The following is a 24,656-nucleotide window of genomic DNA, read 5'->3' on the forward strand; positions in this document are numbered from 1 at the left end:
CGCCCTGCGTAGGCTTCCGTCCCATGGCTCTCGGGTACGTCCGCCCGGCGCGTCCGGAAGACGCCGGCGAGATCGCACACATCCAACTCGCGACCTGGCGGGTCGCCTATCGCCGGATCCTGCCCCGGCACGTGCTCGACAACCTGGACGAGGCGTGGCTCGCCAGGCGGTGGAGCGCGGCCGTGCAGGAGCCGCCCTCCGGCGCCCACCGGGTGCTGGTCGCCGTCGAACAGGCCGAGCAATCCTATCTGGTGGGGTTCGCCGCCTCCGGTCCGGCCGACGCCGAGGCGCTCGCCCCGGGTGAGCCGGCGGAAGTGCTCGGGCCGGACGTCGCCGCGGTGACGGACCTGCTGGTGGAGCCGCGCTGGGGCCGGCGGGGGCACGGCAGCCGGCTGCTCGCCGCGACCGTCGACCTGTGGCGTGCCGACGGGTTCACCCGCGCCCTGGCCTGGGCCTTCGACGGCGACGCGGCGACCCGGAAGTTCCTCACCAGCACCGGTTGGGAGCCCGACGGCGCGGCCCGCGCGCTGGACGTGGAGGACATGCTCGTCCCGCAGGTGCGCCTGCACGTGGCGGTGCCCGCGGACGCGGACCCGGCGGACGCGACGCCCACCGAGGCGACGCTGCCGGACCTGGCGCCGGGTGCGTCGGCGACGCCCGGGGACTGACCGTCCCTGGCGGCGCTCCCGCGCCCGGAGCGCGACCGGGCACGGGGGCGGACAGCACCACCGGCCGAGTTGGGCCGGGGCCGGACGTTCCCGGGTCCGAAGCGCGACCGGGCCGGGCGCTCCCGGGCCCGGAGCGCACCGACACCGACCCGCGGTCCCCGACCCGCCGGTGGCGGCGTTCCGCCGGACACTGTCGGGGGCGTCGCCTACGGTGACCTCATGGTCGCGGTGGCGGCGTCCACGAGAGGGAGGCACCGGGCATGTTCACGGACACGACGGCGTGGAGCAGTTTCTCGGTCGACGACCCCGGCCGGGCCGAGCGGTTCTACGCCGACACGCTCGGCCTGCGGGTGTCGCGGGACGACGCCATGGGCGGCCTGCTGACGCTGCACCTCGCCGGGGGCCGGGACGTGATGGTCTACCCGAAGGCGGACCACACTCCCGCGGCCTACACGGTGCTCAACTTCCCCGTCGACGACGTCGACCGGGCCGTCGACGAGCTGACCGCGCGCGGGGTGCAGTTCGCGCGCTACCCCGGGATGCCCCAGGACGACAAGGGCGTCATGCGCGGCAACGGGCCGACCATCGCGTGGTTCACCGACCCGGCCGGCAACATCCTGTCGGTGATCGAGGAGGGCTGACCCCGTCAGGGCCGGGGCGGGACCTGGGCGGGCGGAAGGAGTTCGACGACCAGTTCGTCGTCCTCCATCGCCCCGGTGGGCACGAAGCCGAGGCTCGTGTAGAGGCGGGCGGCCTGGACGTTGTCGGGGTGGTATGAGAGCCGGACGGGGTGACCGCCGTCCTGGCCGCCCAGCCACGCGGCCAGGGTGCGCACGGCCGCCCGCCCGACGCCCCGGTCCTGTTCGGCCGCGTCGACCACCATGCCGCCGATCCACCGGGACCCGTCGTCGTCGACGCCCCACATGACGTGCCCGGCGACGGTCTCGTCCGCGTACACGGCCAGTGAGGTCCACACGTCGGAGCGCATGGTCAGCAGCAGGTAGCGGGCGGCCAGCGCCGCCACCCACCCGCGCTGGTCGTCGCGCGGGGCGACGTCGGCCACCGCCCGCCAGTTGTCGTCGTCCACCGGGCGCAGGGTGACCCGGCGCCCGGCCCGGTCGGAGAGTCCAGAATCGATCACCCGGGCAGCCTAGGGGCCGCCCGGGTGCCGTCGCGACGGGTTTGCCCGTCAGTCCAGCAGGGCGTCCAGGCCGACGGTCAGCCCGGGCCGGGTGCGGACCGCGCGGACGGCCAGCAGCACGCCGGGCATGAACGAGACCCGGTCGTACGAGTCGTGCCGGATGGTCAGCGTCTCCCCCACGGTGCCGAAGAGCACCTCCTGGTGGGCGACGAGGCCGGTGGCGCGCACGGCGTGCACGCGTACCCCGTCGATGTCGGCGCCCCGGGCGCCCGCGACCTCGTCCTTCGTGGCGTCCGGGACCGGGCCGAGCCCGGCCTCGGCGCGGGCGGCCGCGACCAGCCGCGCGGTGTGCGTGGCGGTGCCGCTGGGGGCGTCCAGCTTGCGGGGATGGTGCTGCTCGACGATCTCGACCGACTCGAAGTGCCGGGCGGCGCGGGCGGCGAACTGCATCATCAGCACCGCGCCGATGCCGAAGTTGGGGGCGATCACCACGCCCACCCCGGGCTTGTGGGCCAGCCAGCCGCGCACCCGCTCCAGCCGCTGCTCCGTGAAGCCGGTGGTGCCGACGACCGCGTTGATGCCCTGGTCGATGCACCAGTGCAGATGGTCCATGACGACGTCCGGGGTGGTGAAGTCGACGACCACCTCGGCCCCGGCGTCGGACGCGGCGAACAGGCCGTCGCCCTGGTCGACCATGGCCACCAGCTCCATGTCGGCGGCGGCGTCCACGGCCCGGCACACCTCGATGCCCATGCGTCCCCGGGCGCCCAGCACGCCGACCCGGATCAGCTCGTCCAGGCTCTTCTCCTGCTCGTCAGTCACGGGGCACAACCTATCCCAATCGGGACGCGCGCATCCGGGCGGACCGGCACCGGCGGGGACGTGCGGGACAGTCCGCAGCGCCGGCGGCGACGCGATGACGTGACGGGCCGGGCCGGGCCGGCGTCGGGCGGGGGCGGGCGACCGGGACGGGTCAGCGGGCGGAGAAGTCGCCCGCGCCGAACGGGCCGACCACGGCCAGCGACATCGGCCGGCTCAGCAGCTCGGCGGCCAGGGTGTTGACGTCGGCCACCGTGACCGCGTCGACCCGGCCGAGCAGCTCGTCGACCGGCATCAGGTGGCCGTAGAGCAGCTCCCCCTTGGCCAGCCGGCTCATCCGCGAGCCGGTGTCCTCCAGCCCCAGCACGAACGCGCCCTTGCTCATCCCCTTGCCGCGGGCCACCTCGGCCTCGGTGAGGCCGTCGGCGGCCACCCGGGCGAGTTCGGCCCGGGTCAGCTCCAGCACCTCGTCGACCTTGCCCGGGGCGCAGCCGGCGTAGACGGCGAAGAGGCCGCTGTCGGCGTACTGGCTGGCGTAGGAGTAGACCGAGTAGGCGAGGCCGCGCCGCTCGCGGATCTCCTGGAACAGCCGGCTCGACATGCCGCCGCCGAGGATGTTGTTGAGCACGCCGAGGGCGAAGCGCCGCTCGTCGAGCCGGTCGATGCCGGGGCAGCCGAGGATGACGTGCGCCTGCTCGGTCTCCTTCGGCTCCACCAGGGTGGTGGCGGGCTTCGTGCGTACGGCCGGGGTGGCCGACCGGTGCGACGCGGGCGTCGCGGGGTCGGTGTCCAGCGGGGTGCCGCGCAGCGCCTGGCGGACCAGCCTGACCACCGTGGCGTGGTCCAGGTTGCCGGCGGCGGCGACGACGATCTGCGGCGCGGTGTAGCGGCGGCGGTAGAAGCCCTGGATCTGCCGCCGGGTCATCGGGGTGACGGTCTCCTCGGTGCCGGAGATCAGCCGGCCCAGCGGGTGGTCGCCGTAGACGGCCCGGGCGAAGAGGTCGTGCACCTCGTCGCCGGGCTCGTCGTCGTGCATGGCGATCTCCTCGAGGATCACGCCCCGCTCGGTCTCCACGTCGGCCGGTTCCAGCACCGAGTCGGCGACCAGGTCGCACATCACGTCGATGGCCAGCGGCAGGTCCTCGTCCAGCACGCGGGCGTAGTAGCAGGTGTATTCCTTGGTGGTGAAGGCGTTGGTCTCGCCGCCCACCGCCTCGATCTCCGAGGAGATGTCCAACGCGCTGCGCTTGTTGGTGCCCTTGAAGAGCAGGTGCTCCAGGAAGTGCGCCGCGCCGGCCTGCGGGCCGGTCTCGTCCCGCGAGCCGACCGCGACCCAGACGCCGAACGAGACGCTGCGCATCGCCGGGATCGCCTCGGTGAGCACGCGCAGCCCGCTGGGCAGCACGGTACGGCGTACCGTGCCGCCCAGCGGGTCGTCGCTGATCGTGCGGGTCACCGCCCGGGCGGCGCCGCCGGAGCGGGCCGCCGCGGTGCTCCGGTGGGAGGCCCCTGCGGGGCCCGGAACGGACGCCACCCCCCGTCGATCCGGCGGAAACGGCGCGCTGACGGCCCGACTCACGTGTTGCTCCCAGATCGACGAGGGGTGGGTGATGCGATGGTGCGGTGCGTCAGCTGCGCCGGGTGCGGCGGCGCGGACGCTCGCCGCCCTCGCCACCCTCGCCGCCGCCCTCGCCGCGCTCGCCGCCGCCCGGGCCACGACCGCCCCGGTCGCCGCCGCGCTCACGGTCGCCCCGGTCGCGCGGAGCCCGGTCGTCCCGGTCCCGGCCGGCCGGACGCTCGCCACCGGCGGCCTCGCCGGCGGCCGGCGCCTCGGCGCCCTCCGGGCGGACCTTGTCCAGGTAGATCTTGCCGCGGGCGTCGATGTCCGCGATCTCGACCTCGACCCGGTCGCCGACGTTGAGGAAGTCCTCGACCCGCTCGACCCGCTTGCCGTCGCCCACCTTGGAGATGTGCAGCAGGCCGTCCCGGCCCGGCAGCAGCGAGATGAACGCGCCGAACGCGGCGGTCTTGACCACCGTGCCGAGGAACCGCTCCCCGGCCTTCGGCAGCGTCGGGTTGGCGATCCCGTTGATCCGGTCCACCGCCGCCTGGGCCGACGGGCCGTTGGTGGCGCCGACGTAGATCGTGCCGTCGTCCTCGATGGAGATCTCGGCGCCGGTCTCGTCCTGGATCGCGTTGATGGTCTGCCCCTTCGGGCCGATCACCATGCCGATCTTGTCGACCGGGATCTTGACGGTGGTGACGCGCGGGGCGTACTCCGACATCTCGGCCGGGCCCTCGATCGCCGCCTGCATCACGCCGAGGATGGTCTGCCGGGCCTCGTACGCCTGCTGCAGCGCGGCGGCCAGCACGTCCGACGGGATGCCGTTGAGCTTGGTGTCGAGCTGGAGCGCGGTCACGAACTCCGGCGTGCCGGCGACCTTGAAGTCCATGTCACCGAACGCGTCCTCGGCGCCGAGGATGTCGGTCAGCGTCACGTACTGGGTCTTGCCGTCCACCTCGTCCGAGATGAGCCCCATGGCGATGCCGGCCACCGGCGCCTTCAGCGGCACACCGGCGGAGAGCAGGCCCAGCGTCGAGGCGCAGACCGAGCCCATCGAGGTGGAGCCATTGGAGCCGAGCGCCTCGGAGACCTGCCGGATGGCGTACGGGAACTCCTCGCGCGACGGCAGCACCGGGATCAGCGCCCGCTCGGCGAGCGCGCCGTGGCCGATCTCGCGCCGCTTCGGCGAGCCGACCCGGCCGGTCTCACCGGTCGAGTACGGCGGGAAGTTGTAGTTGTGCATGTAGCGCTTGCGGTTCTCCGGGGACAGCGTGTCCACCATCTGCTCCATGCGCAGCATGTTCAGCGTGGTGACGCCCAGGATCTGGGTCTCGCCACGCTCGAACAGCGCCGAGCCGTGCACCCGGGGCAGCACGCCGACCTCGGCGGTCAGCGGGCGGATGTCGCGCGGGCCGCGGCCGTCGATGCGGACCTGCTCGCGCAGCACCCGGTTGCGCACCTCGGACTTGGTGAGCGACCGGAAGGCGGCGCTGAGCTCCTTCTCCCGGCCCTCGAAGCGACCGCCGAGCTCCTCGGCGACCTTGGCCTTGATCCGGTCGAGGGCCTCCTCGCGGTCGGCCTTGCCGGCGATCTGGAGGGCCTCGGCGACCTCGGCGCGGGCCACACCGGCCACCGCCTCGTAGACGTCGTCCTGGTAGTCCAGGAACACCGGGAACTCGGCGACGGGCTTGGCGGCCACCTCGGCCAGCTCGGCCTGCGCGCGGCACAGCTCGCGGATCGCCGGCTTCGCGGCCTCCAGGCCGCTGGCCACGATCTCCTCGGTCGGGGCGGTCGCGCCGCCCGCGATCAGGGTCACGGCGTTCGGCGTCGCCTCGGCCTCGACCATCATGATCGCGACGTCGCCGTCCGGCAGCGAGCGGCCGGCCACGACCATGTCGAAGGTGGCCCGGGCCAGCTCCTCCAGGGTCGGGAAGGCGACCCACTGGCCGTCGATGTGCGCGACCCGGGTCGCCCCGATCGGGCCGGAGAACGGCAGGCCGGAGAGCTTGGTCGACATCGAGGCGGCGTTGATCGCCACGACGTCGTAGGGGTGCTGCGGGTCCAGCGCGAGGATGGTCTCGACGACCTGGACCTCGTTGCGCAGGCCCTTGACGAACGACGGGCGCAGCGGCCGGTCGATCAGCCGGCAGGTGAGGATCGCGTCCTCGCTGGGGCGGCCCTCGCGGCGGAAGAACGAGCCGGGGATGCGGCCCGCGGCGTACATCCGCTCCTCGACGTCGACGGTCAGCGGGAAGAAGTCGAACTGCTCCTTCGGCTGCTTGCCGGCGGTGGTGGCGGAGAGGACGACCGTCTCGCCGAGCTGGGCGACGACGGAGCCGGCGGCCTGACGGGCCAGCCGGCCGGTGGAGAAGGTGATCTCACGGGTGCCGAAGGACCCGTTGTCGATCACGGCGGTGCGGGATTCGGTGCCGAGGTTGGTCTCGGTCATGGTGCTGTCGTGCTCCTTCGCATCGGGGGCCCACGACGCGGGGAGCTGCTCAGACGGCCGGTCTTCGATCGAAGCGCCCGGGTGGCCGGCGCAATGCCGGGGTGCCCGGGGGCCACTACCGGAGACCGGTACGCTGACCGGCTCCCGTTCTCGGGTGGTCGCGCGGCCCGGTTTTCGTGTGGTGGCGAAGCGGGGGAGTGGCCCGGTCGGGCCACTCCCCCGTCACGTCACCGGCGCAGACCGAGCCGCTCGATGAGCGACCGGTAGCGGTTGATGTCCTTCTTGTGGACGTAGTTGAGCAGCCGACGGCGGCGGCCGACCAGCAGCAGCAGCCCACGGCGGCTGTGGTGGTCGTGCTTGTGCACCTTCAGGTGCTCCGTCAGCTCGGCGATCCGCTTGGTGAGGACCGCGACCTGCACCTCCGGCGAACCGGTGTCGCCGTCGGCGGTCGCGTACTCCGCGCGGATCTTGGCCTTGGCTTCCTGGTCGAGCGCCATGTTCTCCCTGTTTCGTGGGTTGTTCGATGATGTCCGTCGGATCGGTCAGTGGACCGGAAACGGACCGGTACCTCGCACCCGCGGCGTCGTGCAGGCACGCGAGGCCCCACGTCGGTCAGCCGACGTCCCCGCCAGACTACCAGCCCTGCCGGACGGCGGCCTGTCAAGGGCCGCGACGCGGTCAGCCGAGCACGCGCCGGGTCCGCTCGACGTCCTGGTTCATCTGGGCGATCAACGGCTCGATCGCGTCGTAGCGGATCTGCCCGCGCAGGTGCGCCACGAAGTCCAGCGCCAGCCGCTCGCCGTAGAGGTCGCCGGTGAAGTCGAGCACGTACGCCTCCACCCGCCGCTCCCGGCCGGAGAAGGTCGGGTTCGTGCCGACCGACACCGCCGCCGCCAGGGGCTCGGCGTGGCCCCGGCGCACCAGCCGGGCGGCGTAGACGCCGTCGGCGGGCACCGCCGCGTACCGGTGGCAGAGCAGGTTGGCGGTGGGGAAGCCCAGCTCGCGGCCGCGCTGGTCGCCGCGGACCACCACGCCCTCCACGCGGTGCGGGCGGCCGAGCGCGGCGGCCGCCGCCGTCACGTCCCCCGCGTCGACGCAGGAACGGATGTACGTGGAGGAGTAGACCGTGCCCGCCTCGGCGACCAGCGGGGCGCCCTCGACGGCGAAGCCGAAGGTGCGGCCGAGCCGCTCCAGCAGCGCCACGTCACCGGCGGCCCGGTGCCCGAAGCGGAAGTTGTCCCCCACCACGACCAGCGCGGCGTGCAGGTGCTCGACCAGGATGTCGTGCACGAACGCCTCGGCGGGCAGCCGGGAGAACTCCGGGGTGAACGGCACCACGCAGAGCACGTCCACGCCGAGCGCCTCGATCAGCTCGGCCTTGCGGGCGGTCTCGGTGAGCACCGCCGGGTGCGAGCCGGGGCGCACCACCTCGGCCGGGTGCGGGTCGAAGGTCACCACCACCGACCGCACGCCCAACTCGCGAGCCCGGGACACGGCGTGCCCGATGGTCGCCTGGTGTCCCTTGTGCACGCCGTCGAAGACGCCGATGGTGACGACCGACCGCCCCCAGCCACCGGGCGCCGCGTCGTACCCCCGCCACCGCTGCATGCCGCTCCTCCCCTGCCTCTCCGGCGGCCCGCGCCGGCCGCCGTCCCTCTCCCCCGTCAGGCGGGGGCGAGCACGATCTCCGCGCGGGCCCGGCCGTCCCGCTCGCTGACGATAGCGATCAGGCCGCCGTCCGGGCCGAAGACCGCGTAGGGGCCGGCGATTCCCACGGGGTCGAGCGGCCCGCCGTGGGAGAGGACCTTCGCCTCGTCGGCCCCGGCGTCGCGGCGCGGGAAGAACCGGTCGGCCGCCGCCGCCAGCGGCAGGTTCACCACCTCGGGGGCGCGCTCCTCCAGCTGGTCGAGGGTGGCGGCCTCCGCGAGGGGGAAGTTCCCGACGGCGGTACGGCGCAGCGCGGTCAGGTGCCCGCCCACCCCGAGCGCCAGGCCCGCGTCCCGGGCGATGGCCCGGATGTACGTCCCCGAGGAGCAGGTCACGTCGATGTCCACGTCGACGACGTCGGGCGCGTCGCGGCGCACCGCCAGCAGCTCCAGCCGGGACACGGTGACCCGACGGGCGGGCAGCTCGACGCTCTCCCCCTCGCGCACCCGCTTGTACGCCCGCTGCCCGTCGACCTTGATGGCGCTTACCGCGCTCGGCACCTGGTCGATCTCGCCGGTCAGCGCGGCCAGGGCCGCCCGGATCGCCTCGTCGGTGACCTGGCCGGCCGGGGTGGTGGCGATCACGTCGCCCTCGGCGTCGTCGGTGACGGTGGCCTGGCCGAGCCGGACGGTGGCCGTGTAGCTCTTGTGCGCGCCGATCACGTAGGTGAGCAGGCGGGTGGCCCGCCCGACCCCGATCACCAGGACGCCGGTGGCCATCGGGTCGAGGGTGCCGCCGTGCCCCACCCGGCGGGTCCGCGCCAACCGGCGGATCCGCGCCACCACGTCGTGCGACGTCATGCCGCCGGGCTTGTCGACCACGATCAGACCGTCTGTGCTCACGACACCCAAGCCTGCCAGACCGGGTCGGACGCCCCGCCGCCGCCGTACTCGGTCGGGTGGACGGCCGGCAGGTGCCGAGGCTCAGCGCACCGCGCCGGTCACGACCCAACCCCCGGAGCGCAGCCGCAGCAGCAGGGCGACCAGCCGGACCACCACGAACAGCGTCAGCCCCGCCCAGATGCCGCCGAGGCCGAGGTCGAGCCCGTAGGTCAGCCAGATCGCGGGCAGGAAGCCGCCGAGCGCGGCCACGATGGTGAGGTTGCGCAGGTAGCGGACGTCACCCGCGCCGATCAGCACGCCGTCGAGGGCGAACACGACACCGGCCAGCGGCAGCATCGCCACGAACCACGGCCAGGCGAGCATGGCCTGCTCGCGTACCTGCGGATCGGAGCTGAACCAGCCGGGGACCACGCCGGCGCCGGCGGCGACGAGCACGGCGAACGCCACGCCGCAGACGCCGCCGAGCAGCCCGATCCGGCGGGCCAGGTCCCGGGCGGCGGCGTCCTCGCCGGCCCCGAGCGCGGCGCCGATCAGGGACTGGGCGGCGATGGCGAGCGCGTCGAGCACCAGGGCGGTGAAGAACCACAGTTGCAGGGCGATCTGGTGCGCGCCCACGGCGGCGGCCCCGAAGCGGGCGGCGACGGCGGTGGCGGAGAGGAAGCTGGCCTGGAACGCGACGCCCCGGATCAGCAGGTCCCGGCTGAGCGCCAACTGCTGCCCGATCAGCCGGGGGTGGGGCCGCAGCGAGACCCGTTCGGCGATCAGCGCCCCGGCGAAGAGCGCCCCGCAGATGGTCTGGGCGACCACGTTGGCCACGGCGGAGCCGACCAGGCCCAGCCCGGCCGGATAGACCAGCAGCGGGCAGAGCACGGCGGAGAGCACGTTCGGGCCGAGCACGAACACCAGCGGGCGACGCATGTCCTGCACGCCGCGCAGCCAGCCGTTGCCGGCGGCGGCGAGCAGCAGGCCGGGCGCGCCGAGCGCCGCGACCCGCAGCCACTGCGCGGCGGCGTCGGTCACCTCGCCGGGGCCTCCGACGAGGATACGCGCCAGCGCCCCGCCGCCGACCTGCATGCCGAGCGCGACCAGCACCCCCACCCCGAGGGCCAGCCAGGACGCCTGGACGCCCTCGGCGACGGCGGACGCCCGGTCGCCCGCCCCGAACCGCCGGGCCGACCGCCCCGTGGTGCCGTACGCGACCACCGTGCCGAGCCAGGCGATGAGCGTCAGCACGGTGCCGCCGACGGCCAGGGCGGCCAGCGGCACCCGGCCGAGGTGTCCCACCACCGCCGTGTCCACGAGCACGTAGATCGGTTCGGCGGCCAGCACCACCAGCGCCGGCAGGGCCAGCGCGGCGATCCGGCGGGGCGCGACCGCTCGGGGCCCGAAGGCGACGGATTGGCTCATCGCCGCCGATCCTGGCACGGACGAGTAAGGATCGCAAGCCAGCCGATCACTTACCGGAAGCCAGCTGGACGACGCTCACGGCACCGAGCAGAAGCACTCCCCCGACGACCACCGGCACGGAGAGCGACTCGCCGACGAGCCAGACCGCGAGCAGCACGGCGGTGAGCGGCTCCGCCAGGGTGGCCAGCGCGGCGGCGCTGCCGGTGACGGCGCGCAGCCCGGCATAGAACAGGGCGTACGCCACCGCCGTGGTGACCACCCCGAGGTGGACGAGCAGGCCGATCGGCGCGAGCCGGGCCGGGACGCCGATCCCCTCGGCCAGCGCGACCGGGGCCAACGTCAACGCGCCGACCACCGCGGACACGGTGGTGAGCGTCATCGTCGCGACGCGTCGCGCGGCGTGCCGGCTCAGCACGGTGCTGGCGGCGTAGCCCACCCCCGAGCCGAACGCCGCGAGCAGACCGAGCAGCGGACGCGGCGCGGTCGCGCCCGGCTCCCCGACCGACACCGTGATCAGCACGAGGCCGGCGACGCCGGTCACCAGGGCGCCCAGCATGGTCCGCCCGGGCAGCCGCCGCGCGCGCAGCGACTCCCACCCGAAGATGAGGACGGGGGCGAGCCCCAGGCTGACCACGGTGGCCACCCCGACACCGCCCGCCGCGACCGCGAGGAAGTACAGCGCCTGGTAGCCCCCGAGCCCGACCCCGACCCCGACGAGGGCCACCGGTTGCGACCGCAGCGCCGCGAGCACCGGGCCCAGCCGGTGCGCCACCAGGGCGACCAGCACCAGCGCGCCGATGGCGAGGCGGTAGAAGCCGATGCCCGTCGGGGTGAGCGTGGTGGACTCGCGGACGAGTTGCACCGCGACACCGGTGGTGCCCCAGAGCACGGCGGCGCCGGTGACGTAGAGCAGCCCCCGGCGGGCGCCGACGCTCGGCGCGGGCCGGGGGCGGCGCGGGGTGGACGGGGACGTGGACGTGGACGTGGACGACGGCAGAGAAGACGATCGGGTCACGGGTGCGCTCCAGGCAGGATCGGGCCGCTGACAGGGTTGGCGTCAGTCGGAGCGCACGCACGACGGACAGGCGGCGGGCGTTTCCACCCGGGTCCTGCGGGGGCCGCCGTTCAGGCGGGCCGCCCGGCGAGTGGACCGGCGGCCATCCCGCAAGGGGAGGCGGGCCGGTGGCGTGGCGCTCCGGTCAGGAGCGCGGCGGGGGCAGAACGCCCTGGAAAGGCCTCATGCCCGCACCCTAGCGGAGAGCCGCCCCGGCACGCCTCGGCATTTGCGGGTGGCGGTGGCCGGGGCGCTGCCCGCGTTAGCTGCCGAAGTACTCCGCCATCAGGCGGTCGACCCATTCCGGTTGCCGGACGCGTCCCGGGAGGAACTGGCGCATCACGGGCTTGACGTCGAGGACCGGCGTGCCGTCGACCGCGTCCAGGCCCCGTACCCGCAGCTCCCGACCACGCACCGAGACCACCTCGCAGACGGTGCAGCCGATCCGGTTGGGCCGCCGCGGCCCGCGGTCGGCGAACACCCCGACCTCGGGCAGGTCGGCCCGGCCGCGGGGCCGCAACGGCGGCCGGTAGTCCTCCCGTTCCGTGAGGCGGTCGAAGAAGAAGACCACCTCCACGTGGGAGAAGTCGGCGAGCCCGGTGAGGCAGCCCTCCCCGAAGCGCGGCTCCACCAGGATGGTGCTCGGCACGTCGCCCCAGTGGTCCGAGTTCCCCGGATCCGCCCGCGCGTTGTGGACCCTCCCGATCGGCGTCACGGTGATCGCCGCCCCGGTCGTGAGTCCCTCGTCGGTTTCCCTCATGTCGGTCATCGGAGTCCTTCCGGTTCACAGCGGGCGCGCGGGCGAGGGTGCCACAGGGAGTGCGACACCCTCGCCCACGCCGGATCAACGGGTGTGGAGCAGGCGCACCGACAGGGGCGCGAAGACCGCCGTCAGGGCGACGCAGGCGACGAGGATCCACCCGATCTGTCGGCCGGGCAGGGCCCCCGCCATGAGTTCCCGGGCGGCGGTCACCAGGTGGGTGACCGGGTTGACGTCGACGAAAGCGCGCAGCGGCCCGGGCAGGGTCGCCGGGGTGATGAAGATGTTGCTGAAGAAGGACAGCGGATACAGCACCGCCTGGGTCACCCCGAGCACGGCGCCCGGCGACCGCATGAGCAGCGCCAGCGTCGTCCACACCCAGGACAGGCTCACGCTGAAGGCCACGACGAGCAGCACGGCGGCGGCCACACCGACGACGTTGCCACCCGGGCGGAAGCCAAGCGCGAGGCCGAGCCCCATGACCACCGCCGAGGCGAGCAGATATCGCACCACGTCACCGAGGAGGCCCCCGACGAGCGGGGCGACGGGCCGGATCGAGAGCGTACGGAACCGGTCGTACACGCCACTGGCGATGTCGACGCTCAGGGCGGCACCGGTGGTGGCGGTGGTCACCAGCAGCGTCATGACGAGGATCCCCGGGACCAGGTAGCCGACGTACCTGCCAGTCGAGCCGCCGACGGCGCCGCCGAACAGGTACGTGAACATCACGGTGAACACCACCGGATGGACGGCCACGTCGAAGATCTGGACAGGGGTACGCCTGATCTTCAACAGGGCCCGTCGGCCGAACGTCAGGCAGGCGCTCAGCGTGCTCGCCCGGACTGGACGTGGACGCCTGGCGAGCGCTGCGGGCGCCGTTCGGGCGGCGACGGCGTCGAGTGTGGTCATCCGGTCTTTCCCCTCGAGGTGGCGTCCACGGTGGTCGGGTGGCCCGTCAGCGCCAGGAACACCTCGTCCAGGCTCGGCTGCCCGAGATCGAACTCGGTGACCGGAACCCGGGCCCGCACCAGCTCCGCCAGCGCGCGCACCGCCGCCTCGGTGTCCGCCGGCACCTGGACGGTCAGGGCCGCGGGATCGGGGGCCAGCGTCACGGGCCCGCCGAGCGCCCTGGTCAGCACCCGGTCGGCGGTGGCCCGGTCGGCCGGGTCGGCCAGCCGGACGTGCAGCGCCCCGCCGCCGACCGACGCCTTGAGTTCGCTGCTGGCGCCCTCGGCGACGACGGCGCCGTGGTCGATGACGGCGATGCGGTCGGCCAGTTGGTCCGCCTCGTCTAGGTACTGGGTGGTCAGCAGGACCGTGGTGCCCTCGGCGACGAGCGCCCGGACTACGCCCCACACGTCGCTGCGGCTGCGCGGGTCCAGCCCGGTGGTGGGTTCGTCCAGGAACAGCAGGTCGGGCGTCACGACGAGGCCGGCGGCGATGTCCAGCCGGCGCCGCATACCGCCGGAGTACGTCCTCACCAGCCGGTCGGCCGCCTCGGTCAGGGCGAACGCGGCCAGCAGTTCCTCGACCCGGCTCGCGGCGTCCGTCGGGGGGTGACCGTGCAGCCGGCCGAGCAGGACGAGGTTCTCCCGGGCGGTGAGGCCCTCGTCGAGCGAGGCGTACTGGCCGGTCAGGCTGATCCGGTCGCGTACCGCGGCGGCGTCGCGGACCACGTCGTGGCCGAACACCGATGCGGTGCCCGCGTCGGGGCGCAGCAGCGTGGCCAGCATGCGGATGGTGGTCGTCTTGCCGGCGCCGTTGGGCCCGAGGAACCCGTACACCGAGCCGGCGGGGATGCTCAGGTCGATGCCGCCGACCGCCCGCGTCGCGCCGAACGACTTCACCAGGCCCGACGCTTCGACGGCCAGATGGCTGGAGGTTGTCATCGGGCCCAGACGTCCTCGTCGACCAGGTCGCCCTGCTCGGCGGTGACGTCGCGGGCGACGGCGAACGCCGCGGCGGCCTCCGGCAGGCCCGGGGCGCCCTCAAGCGCCGCCCGCAGGGTCTCGGGCGAGTCCCACCGCCACATGTCCACCCAGGTCCGTTCGTCGACGCGGACCAGTCGGGTCTCGGCCGGGCCGTCGTACGCCGCCCGGATCGCGTCGAGGAGCTTCGCGCGCCGCTTCAGCACGGTGTCGGCGTCGGCCGGGTCGGCCGTGAACCGGGTCGTCCGGATGAGAGTCATCTGCTTGGGCCTTCCTCTAGAGTTTATTTTTAGAGTGTGACTCTAGTGTTACAGTAAGGCCATGCAACTGGTCAAGAGCGCCGGCAAGAAGGGCGAGCGGTCGCGGCAGACCCGGCGACGGATCCTCCAGGCGGCGCACGAACTGTTCGTCGATCAGGGTTACGGGGCGACGACCCTGCAGGGCGTCGCCGAGCGCGCCGGCGTCTCCGTGCAGACCATCTACTTCGCCTTCGGCAACAAGCCCTCGCTGCTCAAGGAGCTGGTCGACGTCACCATCGCCGGCGACGACGAGCCGATCCCCACGTTGCAGCGGGCCTGGTTCCTCGATGCCGTCGCGGCCGACACCGCAGAGGCGCAGCTACGGGCGCACGTGCGAGGCACCTGCGAGGTGCTCGAGCGGGTCGCGCCGATCATGGACGTCCTGCGTGCCGCCGGCGGGCAGGACCCGAGCCTGGCCGGACTGTGGCAACAGGACAGCGATCCGCGCCTCGAGGTCCAGACCACCGCGGCCCGCAGCCTCCTGGCCAAACCCGGCGCCCGGGCACAGCTCTCCGTCGAGGACGCCGCCGACGTGCTCTTCGGGCTGCTGAGTCCCGAGCTGTATCTCCTCTTCGTCCGCGACCGGAGATGGACGCCCGAACGCTGGCAGCAGTGGGCCTACGACACGCTGCGCGCGCAACTCTGCGACTGACGCCGGCCCGGGCGGGGACACGTGAACGACCAGGCGCGACGACGCGGACGCCCAGGCCGGGAGACGTGAACGCCCAGGCGCGAACGCCCAGGCCGGGAAGACGCGGACACTCAGGCCGGGGGCAGGGAGTCGAGCCAGCGGCGCACCTCGGCGCGGCTGCGGAGCCGGACCACCGGGAGCGCCGGCGAGTGCGTGGCGACCGCGGTGAGCAGCCGGGGACGGGACCGGCGGGGATAGCGCCACACGTACCGGAGGAACTCGACGTCGATCGTCTCCGGGCAGCCGGGCGGAAGGTCGGGACGGCCCGTGGCGCGGTGCGCCCAGCGGCGGCGCAGCACCCGGCCGAGACAGAGCAGCCGGCCGAGGTCGCAGAAGACCAGCAGGTCGGTGCGGGGCAGGCGCAGGTCGAGCGTGCCGCCGTAGTTGCCGTCCATCACCCAGGCGGGCCGGTCGGCGAGTTCGGCGACCGTGGCCCGCCAGCGGGCGTCGCCCAGGGCCACCCAGCCGGGCTGCCAGTAGTGCCGGTCGAGGTGGATCAGCGGAAGGTCGAGCCGGCGGGCGACCTCGCGCGAGAGGGTGCTCTTACCGGCGCCCGCGCTGCCGACGACGAGGATCCGGCGCATGCGGGAACCGTAACGGTCCACCGGTCCGGACGATAAGTCGTTTTCCTGGCCGGGGGCGACGGACGCCCGCGACCGGAGCCCGGGGCCGGGTGGGCGGTGACGCTGTCGGCGCGGGACGCCGGCTGCGTCACCGCCGGTCGGCGTCGGTCACTGACGGGTGTCCATGGACGTCTGCAGCGCGCGGCGCATCTGCTCGCGGGCCTCGTCGGTGGTCTGCGGCTTGGGCTTGCTCGGCATGGTGGTCCCCTTCCAGGGCGTGGGCCGCCGACGGACGGCAGCCCTCACGGGCGGTCGTGCTGAGCGCCCGTCAGCGGCCCGGGGTCACCGGAGCGGCTGTGGGCAGCGGAAGCCCGGGTCGGTCCGACCCTGGAGGGAGGCGCCACCGGGTGTGGCGACACCGCCCACGGCCAGCGCCGCCACACGACGCCGGCCGATTCCCAAGCTATCGTTCAGGTCCACATACTGCCCATGGTTCCCGCGATTTGGACTCGCGTTCGCGGCCGCAGCCGCTGCGGCACGGGCCCCGGAGGATGCGGGGCGCGCGGTCAGCGAGCCAGGAAGTGCCAGCCCAGCCACCACCAGAAGCCGAACAGGCCGATCCGGCCGACCGGCACCGGGCCCACCTCGTAGCGCATCACGTAGGCGCAGACCTCGCCGAGCGTGGGGATCCGCGAGCCCTCGCGGCGGGCCGCCCACTCGACGGCCGCGAAGAACACCAGGGAGGCCAGGAAGCCCTCGATGGCCAGCATCCGCATCATCGCCGCACCAGCCCCCAGAACGCCGACAGCCAGCCCAGCCAGACCGCCGAGCGGACCAGCTGGTCCTCCAGCAGCGGATCGGCCAACCTCGAGAAGGTGGGAAAGTCGTCCCCCGCCGCCAGCACGAACGTGGTCCCCTCGAAGACCCCGAAGACCACCACCGGCAGGGCCCACCAGGCCGCCGGGGCGCCCAGCCGGCGTGGCGCGGGCCGCCGGGGCACCCGGTTGCTCAGGCCCAGCCAGATCAGCACCCCGCCGGTGCCGAGGGTCCAGAGATTGGCCTCGGTCGAGAAGGACGGGAACCGGCCGCCGACCAGCGAGAGGCAGACGAGCACCGGCACGGTGACGGCGGGACGGTCCCAGGCGCGGGGCGCCTCGACGGTGAGGTCGTGGGGCTGCTCCATCCCGCGATTCTCCCCGTACTCGGCGGAACCGGGAAGACGGACACTCCCCGAGCTCACCCTGATCTTCCTGCGCCGGGCCCTTTCCGGATCAGTGCCGGCCGGGGCCGGTCAGCGCGCCGTCGAGCTCCGCGCGGATGCGGTCGACGACCTCGTCGACAGTCCCCGAACCCGTGAAGCCGGCGGCGAAGCGGTGCCCGCCGCCGCCCAGCGCGACCGCCACCCGGCTGACGTCGACCGCGCCCTTGCTGCGCATCGACACCGCCCAGTCGCCGGTCGGCGTCTGCTTGACCACGCAGCTCACGTCGGCCTCGGCGGTGCACCGGACCGAGTCGATCAGCCCCTCCAGCACGTACGGGCGCTGGTCGTGCCGGGCCAGGTCGTCCTGTGTCGCGTACGTCCACACCAGACCATGCCCGGCGGCCCGGGCGGGTTCCAGGCGGGCCCGGCCGAGCACCTCGCCGAAGAGGCGGACGGCGCCGAACGGCCGGGTGTCGAAGATCCGGCGGGAGATGTCACCGGGCCGGATGCCGGTCGCCAGCAGGCGGGCCGCCAGCTGGTGCACCGCCGGGGTGGTCGCCTCGAACCGGAACGAGCCGGTGTCGGTGCTCAGGGCCACGTAGAGGCACTCGGCGATCCCGGCGTCCAGCCCGACGCCGAGCCGGGCGAGCAGTCCCTCGGCGACCACCGAAGTGGCCGCCGCGTGCGGGTCCACCAGATTGATCCGGCCGAAGCGGGTGTTCGACGCGTGGTGGTCGAGCACCAGCGCCTCGCCGGCGGTCTCCAGCCGGTCGACCAGATCGCCGAGGCGCGACTCGCTGGCCGCGTCGAAGCAGATCACCAGGTCCGGGTCCGGGTACGCCTCGGTCGCCGGCACCAGCAGGTCGAGCCCGGGCAGCCCACGGAACGGCTCCGGCACCTCCGGCGGGCCGGGGAAGGTCGCCTGCATCCGCCGCACACCCAGCCGACGCAGCCCGAGCCCGAAGCCGAGCATGCTGCCCAGCGCGTCCCCGTCCGGGTTGACGTGGCAGATCAGCAGCACCCGCCCGTCCGGCGGCAGGTCGCGCACGGCCGCGACGCCGGCGGCCCAGTCCGCCTCGGTCGGGCCGGAGTCGACCGGTGGCGGCGCCTCGGCGAGGACGCCACCGGTCGTGCCACCGGAGGGCTCGGTCACCGCGGGTCCCCGCCCCGGGGCGGGGTCTCGTCGGCGTCGCGTGCCTCGTCGGCGTCCTCGTCCTCGTCCAGCCGGTACGGCTGGGGCTCGCCCGCGTACTCCGCCCGGGCGGCGATGCGCTGCACCTCGGCGTCGGCGTTGCGGGCCTGGGCGAGCAGGTCGTCGATGTGCTTGACCTGGTCCTGCACGTCGTCCAGGACGAAGGTCAGCGTCGGCGAGTGCCGCAGCCCGAGCGCCTTACCGACGGTGCTGCGCAGCATGCCCTTGGCGCTCTCCAGCGCCGCCGCCGTGCCCGCCTGGGCCGCCGCGTCGCCGAGCACCGTGTAGAAGACGGTCGCGTCGCGCAGGTCGGCGGTGATCCGGGCGTCGGTGATGGTGATCATGCCGAGCCGGGGATCCTTGATCTGGCTGCGCACCACCGACGCGACCAGTTCACGCACCCGCTCCGCGTGCCGGCGTACCTTGGCCGGATCCGACATCTTCGCCACCTCCACGGCGTCCCGCTCCCGGCCGTCGTCCGGCGACGCGGAGCGCCCCGGAGCCGACGGCCCAACAACCCGAACACTACCCGCGCGGCCACCCGCGCCGCGCGGCGCCGGCTCCGTCCCGGCTTCCGACGGACAGGCGCCGCCGGGTCAGTCCTCTTCGCCGTACAGCCGCCGGCGCACCGAGAGCAACTCGGTCTCCGGCCGGCCGGCCACCAGGCGCTCGCAGGAGTCCAGCACCTCGCGGACGTGCGACGCCTCGGCGGCCACCACGGCCACGGCTATCTCGGCCCGACCGTGCAGGTCGAGCGCTCCCACTTCGGCGGCCGAGACCTCGAAGCGGCGCAGCGCCGCCACGATCGGCCGTACGTATGATCTCTTGGCCTTGAGCGACCGGGAGTCGCCCGGCAGCAGCAGGTCGAAGACCGCGGTTCCGGTGAACATCGCCCCGGACGATACCCGCACCGCCCCCCACATGATCAAGGGGTTTACGCCTTTCGGCGCAAACCCCTTGATCAGTGGTTCACCGGATCAGGCGCGAACCTTCTCGCGCATCTCGAAGGTCTCGATGATGTCGCCGACCTGGACGTTGTTGTAACCACCCAGGGTCAGACCACACTCGAAGCCCTCGCGCACCTCCGTGGCGTCGTCCTTGAACCGCTTGAGCGAGCTGACGGTGAGGTTGTCCGCCACCACCGACCCGTCCCGCAGCAGGCGCGCCTTGGCGTTGCGCCGGATGATGCCCGACCGGACGATGCAGCCGGAGATGTTGCCGATCTTGGACGAGCGGAAGACGTCGCGGATCTCCGCGGTGCCCAGCTCGACCTCCTCGTACTCCGGCTTGAGCAGGCCCTTGAGCGCCGCCTCGATCTCCTCGATGGCCTGGTAGATCACGGTGTAGTACCGGATCTCCACAGCCTCGCGGTCGGCGATCTCGCGGACCTTGTTGGCGGCCCGCACGTTGAACCCGATGATCGTGACCGGCTCGGACGACGCGCTCGCGAGCATGACGTCGCTCTCGGTGATCGCGCCCACGCCCCGGTGGATGATCCTGAGCTGGACCTCCTCCGGGATGTCGAGGTTGAACAGCGCATCCTCGAGGGCCTCCACGGAACCGGAGACGTCGCCCTTGAGCACCAGGTTGAGCGAGGTCTTCTCGCCCTCCTTGAGCTGCTCCATGAGCGTCTCGAGGGTGGCCCGGCCGCGGGAGTTGGCGAAGGACGCCGCCCGCCGCCGTGCCTGCCGCTGCTCGGCGATCTGGCGCACCGTGCGGTCGTCCTCGGCCGCCAGGAACGTGTCGCCGGCACCGGGCACCGCGGTCAGACCGAGCACCAGGACCGGACGGGCCGGACCTGCCTCGGCGACCTGGTTGCCGTTCTCGTCGAGCATCGCCCGGACCCGGCCGTGCGCCCCACCGGCGACGATGGAGTCGCCCGCCCGCAGGGTGCCCTTCTGCACCAGCACCGTCGCCACCGCACCGCGGCCCTTGTCCAGGTGCGCCTCGATGGCCACACCCTGCGCCGGCCCGTCGATCGGAGCGGTCAGCTCCAGCGACGCGTCGGCGGTCAGCAGGACCGCCTCGAGCAGCTCGTCGATGCCGATGCCCGGCTTCGCCGCCACGTTGACGAACATGGTGTCGCCGCCGTACTCCTCGGCGACCAGGCCGTACTCGGTCAGCTGCTGGCGGACCTTGTCCGGGTTCGCCTCCGGCTTGTCGACCTTGTTGACCGCCACCACGATCGGCACGTCGGCCGCCTTGGCGTGGTTCAACGCCTCGATCGTCTGCGGCATGACACCGTCGTCGGCCGCGACGACGAGCACCACGATGTCGGTGACCTGGGCACCACGGGCACGCATGGCGGTGAACGCCTCGTGACCCGGGGTGTCGATGAAGGTCACCGCGCGGTCCTCGCCCTCGTGCGGCACGTGGACCTGGTAGGCACCGATGTGCTGGGTGATGCCACCCGCCTCGCCGGCCACGACGTTCGCCTTGCGGATCGCGTCGAGCAGCTTGGTCTTACCGTGGTCGACGTGACCCATGACGGTCACCACCGGCGCACGGTCGACCAGGCGGTCCTCCGCGACCTCGGCGTCGAGGTCGATGTTGAACTGCGCGAGCAGCTCGCGGTCCTCGTCCTCCGGGCTGACGATCTGCACGTTGAAGCCGAGGTGCTCACCCAGCAGGAGCAGGGTGTCGTCGGAGCACGACTGGGTCGCCGTGACCATCTCGCCCAGGTTGAACATCTCCTGGACCAGCGAACCCGGGTTGGCGTTGATCTTGTCGGCGAAGTCCGACAGCGAGGCGCCACGGGAGAGCCTGACGACCTGACCCTGACCCCGGGGGGCACCCGAGCTCATGGTCGGGGCCGACAGGTTGTCGAACTCCTGTCTGCGCTGCTTCTTGGACTTGCGACCGCGCGTCGGCCGGCCACCCGGACGCCCGAAGGCACCCGCGGCACCGCCGCCACGGCCACGACCGCCACCACCGGGACGACCGCCGCCGCCGGCCGGAGCACCCGGACGGAAACCGCCGCCCGGCGCACCGCCGCCGCCACCGGGACCGCCACGGTAGCCACCGCCACCGCCGCCGCCACCGGGACCGCCGCGGAAGCCACCGCCACCGCCGCCGCCACCGGGACCGCCGCGGAAGCCACCGCCACCGCCGCCGCCACCGGGACGACCCGCGCCGCCACCGGGGCCGCGACCGGCGCCACCGGGGCCGGGGCGACCGGTGGCGGGACGCTGGCTCGGCATGGAGGCCGGGCTCGGACGGGGCGGCATGGAGGCCGGGCTCGGACGCGGAGGCATGCCGGCCGGGCTGGGCCGGGGACCACCCGCACCGGCGGCCGGGGGCCGCTGCTGCTGCTGGCTGCCCTGGATACCGAACGGGTTGTTACCGGCGCCGCGCGCCGGCGGACGACCGCCCGGACGACCACCCGGGCCCGGCGCCGGCGCGCCGGGACGACCGGCGGCCGGGGAACCCGGGCGGGGCGGCATGGCACCCGGACCCGGTCGGGGACCGGGACGGTTGCCACCGTCCGCCGGGGGCTCCCGGCGGACGTTCTCACGCTGCTGCTGCCGAGCGGCCTGGGCGGCCTTGACCGCCGCCTCCTGCTCGGCCTTCAGCGCGGCGGCACGCGCCTCGGCGGCCGCCACCTCGATGTCGTGGGCACTCGCCGGCTTGGCGACCGGGGCCGCGGGCTGCGGCGGACCGGGCACCGGGCCCTTGGGCTTGGGACCGGGCGTCGGCGCGGCCGGCCGCCGGGGCGGCATCGGCTTGGCCGAGACCCGGGGCCCACCGGGGGCCGGGGAGGGCGTCGGGGTCGGGGTCGGCGCCGGGGCGGCCGCCGGTGGGGCGGCCGGTGCCGGAGATCCGGCGGAGGCGACGAATGCGCTACGCAGCCGTCGGGCGACGGGCGCCTCGACGGTGCTGGACGCGGACTTCACGAACTCGCCCATCTCCTTGAGCTTGGCGAGAACGGTCTTGCTTTCGACCCCGAGCTCTTTTGCAAGCTCGTGTACGCGGGCCTTACCTGCCACTGCACTCCTCACTCCGAGGTCGTGCGGGCAGCACCCGCAGCAACCTCACTCGTGCACTTGAAGCCTGGTCATTTCAGGGACTTCATCGTGTGCTCATGTCGGTCGTCCTACCTTGCTAGCGACCCTCGCCCGGTCGGGCTGACCGGACGTAGTGGTTGGCGCATCGACGTGCTCCGCAAGCTCACCGTGGTCGGGGACCCCGGTGATGCGCAGCGCACGCCCGAAAGCGCGTCGCCGCACCGCTTGCGCGAAGCAGGCCGGATCCGGGTGCATGTTCGCTCCCCGACCCGGCAGCCTGCGGGCCGGATCGGGCCGAAGGCTGTGACCAGCCTCGTCGCCGACCGCGACGATCCGCAGCAATTCGCTGGCCGGCGCACGTCGCCGGCAACCCACACAGGTGCGTTCCGGCAGCGCGCGTCGTACCACTGGAGAAAGTCTACCCCTAGGCGCCCGAGATCGCGCCGCCCGGCTCCGGGACGTGATCAGCTCCGCCCCGGCCGGTGGCACCGGACTGCTCGGCGTCGGACCGGATGTCGATCCGCCAACCGGTCAACCGGGCAGCAAGTCGGGCGTTCTGCCCCTCCCGGCCGATGGCGAGGGAGAGCTGGAAGTCCGGCACGGTCACCCGGGCGGTGCGGGTGGCCAGGTCGACCACCTCGACCCGCAGGGCCTTGGCCGGCGACAGGGCGTTGCCGACGAACGTCGCCGGGTCGTCCGACCAGTCGATGATGTCGATCTTCTCGCCGTGCAGCTCGCTCATCACGGCGCGCACCCGCTGCCCCATCGGGCCGATGCAGGCGCCCTTGGCGTTGACGCCCTGGGTGGTGGAGCGGACCGCGATCTTCGTGCGGTGACCCGCCTCACGTGCGATCGCGCCGATCTCGACCGTGCCGTCGGCGATCTCCGGCACCTCGAGCGCGAAGAGCTTCTTGACCAGCGCCGGGTGCGACCGGGAGAGGGTGATCTGCGGCCCGCGCATCCCCTTGGCCACGTGCACCACCACGCACCGGATCCGCTCGCCGTGCGCGTAGCGCTCGCCGGGCACCTGCTCGGACTGAGGCAGGACGCCCTCCAGCTTGCCGAGGTCGACGCTGACGATGCCCTTCTCGCTGCGCGCCTCGTGCGCCTGCACCACGCCGGTGACCAGGTCACCGTCGCGGCCCACGTACTCGCCGAAGTGCACCTCGTCGGTGGCCTCCCGCAGCCGCTGGAGGATCACCTGCTTGGCGGTCATGGCGGCGATCCGGCCGAAGTCGTGCGGGGTGTCGTCCCACTCCCGTACGACGGTGCCGTCGTCGTCCAGCTCCTGCGCGTAGACCAGGGCCGCGCCGGACTTGCGGTCGATCTCCACCCGGGCGTGCGACTCCGCCCCCTCGGTGTGCCGGTAGGCGGTCAGCAGCGCGGTCTCGATCGCCGCGAGGATCGTGTCGAACGGGATCTCCCGCTCGCGCTCGAGTGCGCGCAGCGCCGCGAGGTCGATGTTCACCTCTCCTCGTCCTCCACATCATCTTCGTCATCGAAGTCGTCGGTGTCGTCCATGTCGTCGGGTTCGTCCGTCTCCTCGATCTCGTCGAGGCGGTGGAACTCGACCTGCACCCGGCCGGGGCCGAGCTCTGCGTACGTCCATGCGGCGCGGCCGGCGTCGGTCTCCAGCACCACGCGCTCGTCGTCGGCCTCGACCACCCGGCCGGTGACCTGCCGGTCGCCGGCGGGCTGCTCGGCCTGCTGGCCGGGCGGGGCGCCCGCGCCGCGGGCGGTCACCTTCACCAGCCGGCCGACGTTACGTCGCCAGTGCCGGGGCAGGGTGAGCGGCCGGTCCACGCCGGGGGAGCTGACCTCCAGCTGGTACTCGCCGGCGACGATGTCGCCCCCGGCCTCCTCGGCCGCGTCGAGGGCCGCGGAGACGGCCCGGGAGACCACGGCGACGGCATCCAGGTTGATCCCGCCGTCGGCGTCCACGATCACCCGCACCACGTGCCGCCGGCCGGCCCGGGACACGGAGAGGTCCTCCAGGTCGTAACCGGCGCCGGCGACCACCGGCTCGATCACCTCACGCAGCCGGGCCCGCCGGGCGGCGAGGTCGCCGCGCGGGCCGCCGGCACGCTCCCCGCCCCGTGGGGCGTCGGCGCGTCGGGGTCTCCCCGCCGGACCCGTCGACCTCGTGGCACGGCCACGCTGCGTCATCTCCGCACCCTCCTGCTGATCGACGGCACCCGGTCGGCCGCCATGCCGGCACGCCACCGGAGCTGACGCGCCGGTGGCTGCGCAGAGCGTAACGCGCCCGCCGCGTGCCGGGCCGGGCGGCGCACCGACGCCGGTCGCCCACGTACGGCCGGTGATGGTGTTGACTTGTCCGGTGGCGACGGGCAGAACGACACGACGCGG

Annotated in this window: 26 protein-coding genes; 3 read left to right on the forward strand and 23 right to left on the reverse strand. The window is 73.7% G+C overall.

Annotation, left to right across the window (positions count from 1 at the left end; translation table 11 throughout):
• The first annotated feature begins 23 nt into the window (after positions 1-23).
• Both ACLQ22_RS07745 and ACLQ22_RS07750 read left to right on the forward strand, forming a co-directional pair.
• Positions 24-668 carry a GNAT family N-acetyltransferase gene (locus tag ACLQ22_RS07745; protein WP_425691646.1) on the forward strand — a complete coding sequence of 215 codons (645 nt, stop codon included), beginning with the start codon at positions 24-26 and terminating at the stop codon, positions 666-668.
• Positions 669-928: 260 nt separating this feature from the next.
• On the forward strand, positions 929-1,309 hold the full coding sequence (locus tag ACLQ22_RS07750; RefSeq protein ID WP_425691647.1) for a VOC family protein: 381 nt from the start codon (positions 929-931) through the stop codon (positions 1,307-1,309).
• Positions 1,310-1,314: 5 nt separating this feature from the next.
• On the opposite strand, the gene ACLQ22_RS07755 is transcribed toward ACLQ22_RS07750, so the two are convergent.
• From ACLQ22_RS07755 to ACLQ22_RS07815, 13 genes are all read right to left on the reverse strand, one after another.
• Complete coding sequence (locus tag ACLQ22_RS07755) at positions 1,315-1,809, reverse strand: GNAT family N-acetyltransferase (protein WP_121396035.1); 495 nt, start codon at positions 1,807-1,809, stop codon at positions 1,315-1,317.
• 48 nt (positions 1,810-1,857) lie between these two features.
• Entirely contained in the window at positions 1,858-2,631 is a 774-nt protein-coding gene (gene dapB / locus ACLQ22_RS07760; protein WP_425691648.1) for a 4-hydroxy-tetrahydrodipicolinate reductase, read from the reverse strand.
• Positions 2,632-2,782: 151 nt separating this feature from the next.
• The gene (locus tag ACLQ22_RS07765; RefSeq protein ID WP_425691649.1) at positions 2,783-4,207 is read right to left on the reverse strand and encodes a M16 family metallopeptidase; all 1,425 of its coding nucleotides are present in this window, start codon (positions 4,205-4,207) and stop codon (positions 2,783-2,785) included.
• A 49-nt stretch (positions 4,208-4,256) separates the two neighbouring features.
• Positions 4,257-6,641 carry a polyribonucleotide nucleotidyltransferase gene (locus tag ACLQ22_RS07770; RefSeq protein ID WP_121396037.1) on the reverse strand — a complete coding sequence of 795 codons (2,385 nt, stop codon included), beginning with the start codon at positions 6,639-6,641 and terminating at the stop codon, positions 4,257-4,259.
• Between the two features lie 227 nt (positions 6,642-6,868).
• Complete coding sequence (gene rpsO, locus ACLQ22_RS07775) at positions 6,869-7,138, reverse strand: 30S ribosomal protein S15 (protein ID WP_357577390.1); 270 nt, start codon at positions 7,136-7,138, stop codon at positions 6,869-6,871.
• A gap of 181 nt (positions 7,139-7,319) precedes the next feature.
• Positions 7,320-8,249, reverse strand: a complete 930-nt coding sequence (locus ACLQ22_RS07780; protein WP_366638469.1) for a bifunctional riboflavin kinase/FAD synthetase — start codon at positions 8,247-8,249, stop codon at positions 7,320-7,322.
• A 56-nt stretch (positions 8,250-8,305) separates the two neighbouring features.
• A complete protein-coding gene (gene truB, locus ACLQ22_RS07785; protein ID WP_121396040.1) occupies positions 8,306-9,190 on the reverse strand; it encodes a tRNA pseudouridine(55) synthase TruB in 885 nt (294 codons plus the stop codon).
• Positions 9,191-9,271: 81 nt separating this feature from the next.
• Positions 9,272-10,597: an MATE family efflux transporter gene (locus ACLQ22_RS07790; RefSeq protein ID WP_425691650.1), complete on the reverse strand. Its 1,326-nt coding sequence runs from the start codon at positions 10,595-10,597 to the stop codon at positions 9,272-9,274.
• A 46-nt stretch (positions 10,598-10,643) separates the two neighbouring features.
• Positions 10,644-11,612, reverse strand: coding sequence for a DMT family transporter (locus ACLQ22_RS07795; protein WP_425691651.1), 969 nt, complete (start codon positions 11,610-11,612; stop codon positions 10,644-10,646).
• A 301-nt stretch (positions 11,613-11,913) separates the two neighbouring features.
• Positions 11,914-12,420: an SAM-dependent methyltransferase gene (locus tag ACLQ22_RS07800; RefSeq protein WP_425691652.1), complete on the reverse strand. Its 507-nt coding sequence runs from the start codon at positions 12,418-12,420 to the stop codon at positions 11,914-11,916.
• A gap of 75 nt (positions 12,421-12,495) precedes the next feature.
• Positions 12,496-13,320, reverse strand: coding sequence for an ABC transporter permease (locus ACLQ22_RS07805; RefSeq protein ID WP_425691653.1), 825 nt, complete (start codon positions 13,318-13,320; stop codon positions 12,496-12,498).
• Positions 13,317-14,300, reverse strand: a complete 984-nt coding sequence (locus ACLQ22_RS07810) for an ATP-binding cassette domain-containing protein (protein WP_425691654.1) — start codon at positions 14,298-14,300, stop codon at positions 13,317-13,319. The genes ACLQ22_RS07805 and ACLQ22_RS07810 overlap by 4 nt, the downstream gene beginning before the upstream one ends.
• Positions 14,297-14,599 (reverse strand): hypothetical protein, encoded by a 303-nt coding sequence (locus ACLQ22_RS07815; RefSeq protein WP_425691655.1) that lies wholly within the window; start codon positions 14,597-14,599, stop codon positions 14,297-14,299. Before ACLQ22_RS07815 ends, ACLQ22_RS07810 begins: the two co-directional genes overlap by 4 nt.
• 61 nt (positions 14,600-14,660) lie before the next feature.
• Between ACLQ22_RS07815 and ACLQ22_RS07820 the strand changes: the two genes are divergently transcribed.
• Positions 14,661-15,290 (forward strand): TetR/AcrR family transcriptional regulator, encoded by a 630-nt coding sequence (locus tag ACLQ22_RS07820; protein ID WP_425691656.1) that lies wholly within the window; start codon positions 14,661-14,663, stop codon positions 15,288-15,290.
• Between the two features lie 110 nt (positions 15,291-15,400).
• On the opposite strand, the gene ACLQ22_RS07825 is transcribed toward ACLQ22_RS07820, so the two are convergent.
• The 10 genes from ACLQ22_RS07825 to rimP all read right to left on the reverse strand — a co-directional run bounded on the left by ACLQ22_RS07825 (position 15,401) and on the right by rimP (position 24,455).
• Positions 15,401-15,913 carry an adenylate kinase gene (locus ACLQ22_RS07825; RefSeq protein ID WP_425691657.1) on the reverse strand — a complete coding sequence of 171 codons (513 nt, stop codon included), beginning with the start codon at positions 15,911-15,913 and terminating at the stop codon, positions 15,401-15,403.
• A 545-nt stretch (positions 15,914-16,458) separates the two neighbouring features.
• Positions 16,459-16,668, reverse strand: a complete 210-nt coding sequence (locus tag ACLQ22_RS07830; RefSeq protein ID WP_425691792.1) for a DUF6186 family protein — start codon at positions 16,666-16,668, stop codon at positions 16,459-16,461.
• Positions 16,668-17,075 carry a hypothetical protein gene (locus ACLQ22_RS07835; RefSeq protein ID WP_121396043.1) on the reverse strand — a complete coding sequence of 136 codons (408 nt, stop codon included), beginning with the start codon at positions 17,073-17,075 and terminating at the stop codon, positions 16,668-16,670. Before ACLQ22_RS07835 ends, ACLQ22_RS07830 begins: the two co-directional genes overlap by 1 nt.
• A gap of 88 nt (positions 17,076-17,163) precedes the next feature.
• The gene (locus ACLQ22_RS07840) at positions 17,164-18,141 is read right to left on the reverse strand and encodes a DHH family phosphoesterase (protein WP_425691793.1); all 978 of its coding nucleotides are present in this window, start codon (positions 18,139-18,141) and stop codon (positions 17,164-17,166) included.
• Between the two features lie 101 nt (positions 18,142-18,242).
• Positions 18,243-18,725, reverse strand: a complete 483-nt coding sequence (gene rbfA, locus ACLQ22_RS07845) for a 30S ribosome-binding factor RbfA (protein ID WP_425691658.1) — start codon at positions 18,723-18,725, stop codon at positions 18,243-18,245.
• A gap of 156 nt (positions 18,726-18,881) precedes the next feature.
• Positions 18,882-19,175, reverse strand: coding sequence for a DUF503 domain-containing protein (locus tag ACLQ22_RS07850; protein ID WP_101414636.1), 294 nt, complete (start codon positions 19,173-19,175; stop codon positions 18,882-18,884).
• Positions 19,176-19,262: 87 nt separating this feature from the next.
• The gene (gene infB / locus ACLQ22_RS07855) at positions 19,263-22,271 is read right to left on the reverse strand and encodes a translation initiation factor IF-2 (protein ID WP_425691659.1); all 3,009 of its coding nucleotides are present in this window, start codon (positions 22,269-22,271) and stop codon (positions 19,263-19,265) included.
• A gap of 93 nt (positions 22,272-22,364) precedes the next feature.
• The gene (locus ACLQ22_RS07860; protein ID WP_121396046.1) at positions 22,365-22,697 is read right to left on the reverse strand and encodes a YlxR family protein; all 333 of its coding nucleotides are present in this window, start codon (positions 22,695-22,697) and stop codon (positions 22,365-22,367) included.
• Between the two features lie 16 nt (positions 22,698-22,713).
• Positions 22,714-23,757 (reverse strand): transcription termination factor NusA, encoded by a 1,044-nt coding sequence (gene nusA, locus ACLQ22_RS07865; protein ID WP_416605479.1) that lies wholly within the window; start codon positions 23,755-23,757, stop codon positions 22,714-22,716.
• Positions 23,754-24,455, reverse strand: coding sequence for a ribosome maturation factor RimP (gene rimP / locus ACLQ22_RS07870; protein WP_416605481.1), 702 nt, complete (start codon positions 24,453-24,455; stop codon positions 23,754-23,756). Before rimP ends, nusA begins: the two co-directional genes overlap by 4 nt.
• Positions 24,456-24,656 lie beyond the last annotated feature (201 nt).

Origin of the sequence: Micromonospora sp. DT178 (assembly GCF_049841695.1) — a bacterium.
Taxonomy (GTDB): Bacteria; Actinomycetota; Actinomycetes; order Mycobacteriales; family Micromonosporaceae; genus Micromonospora.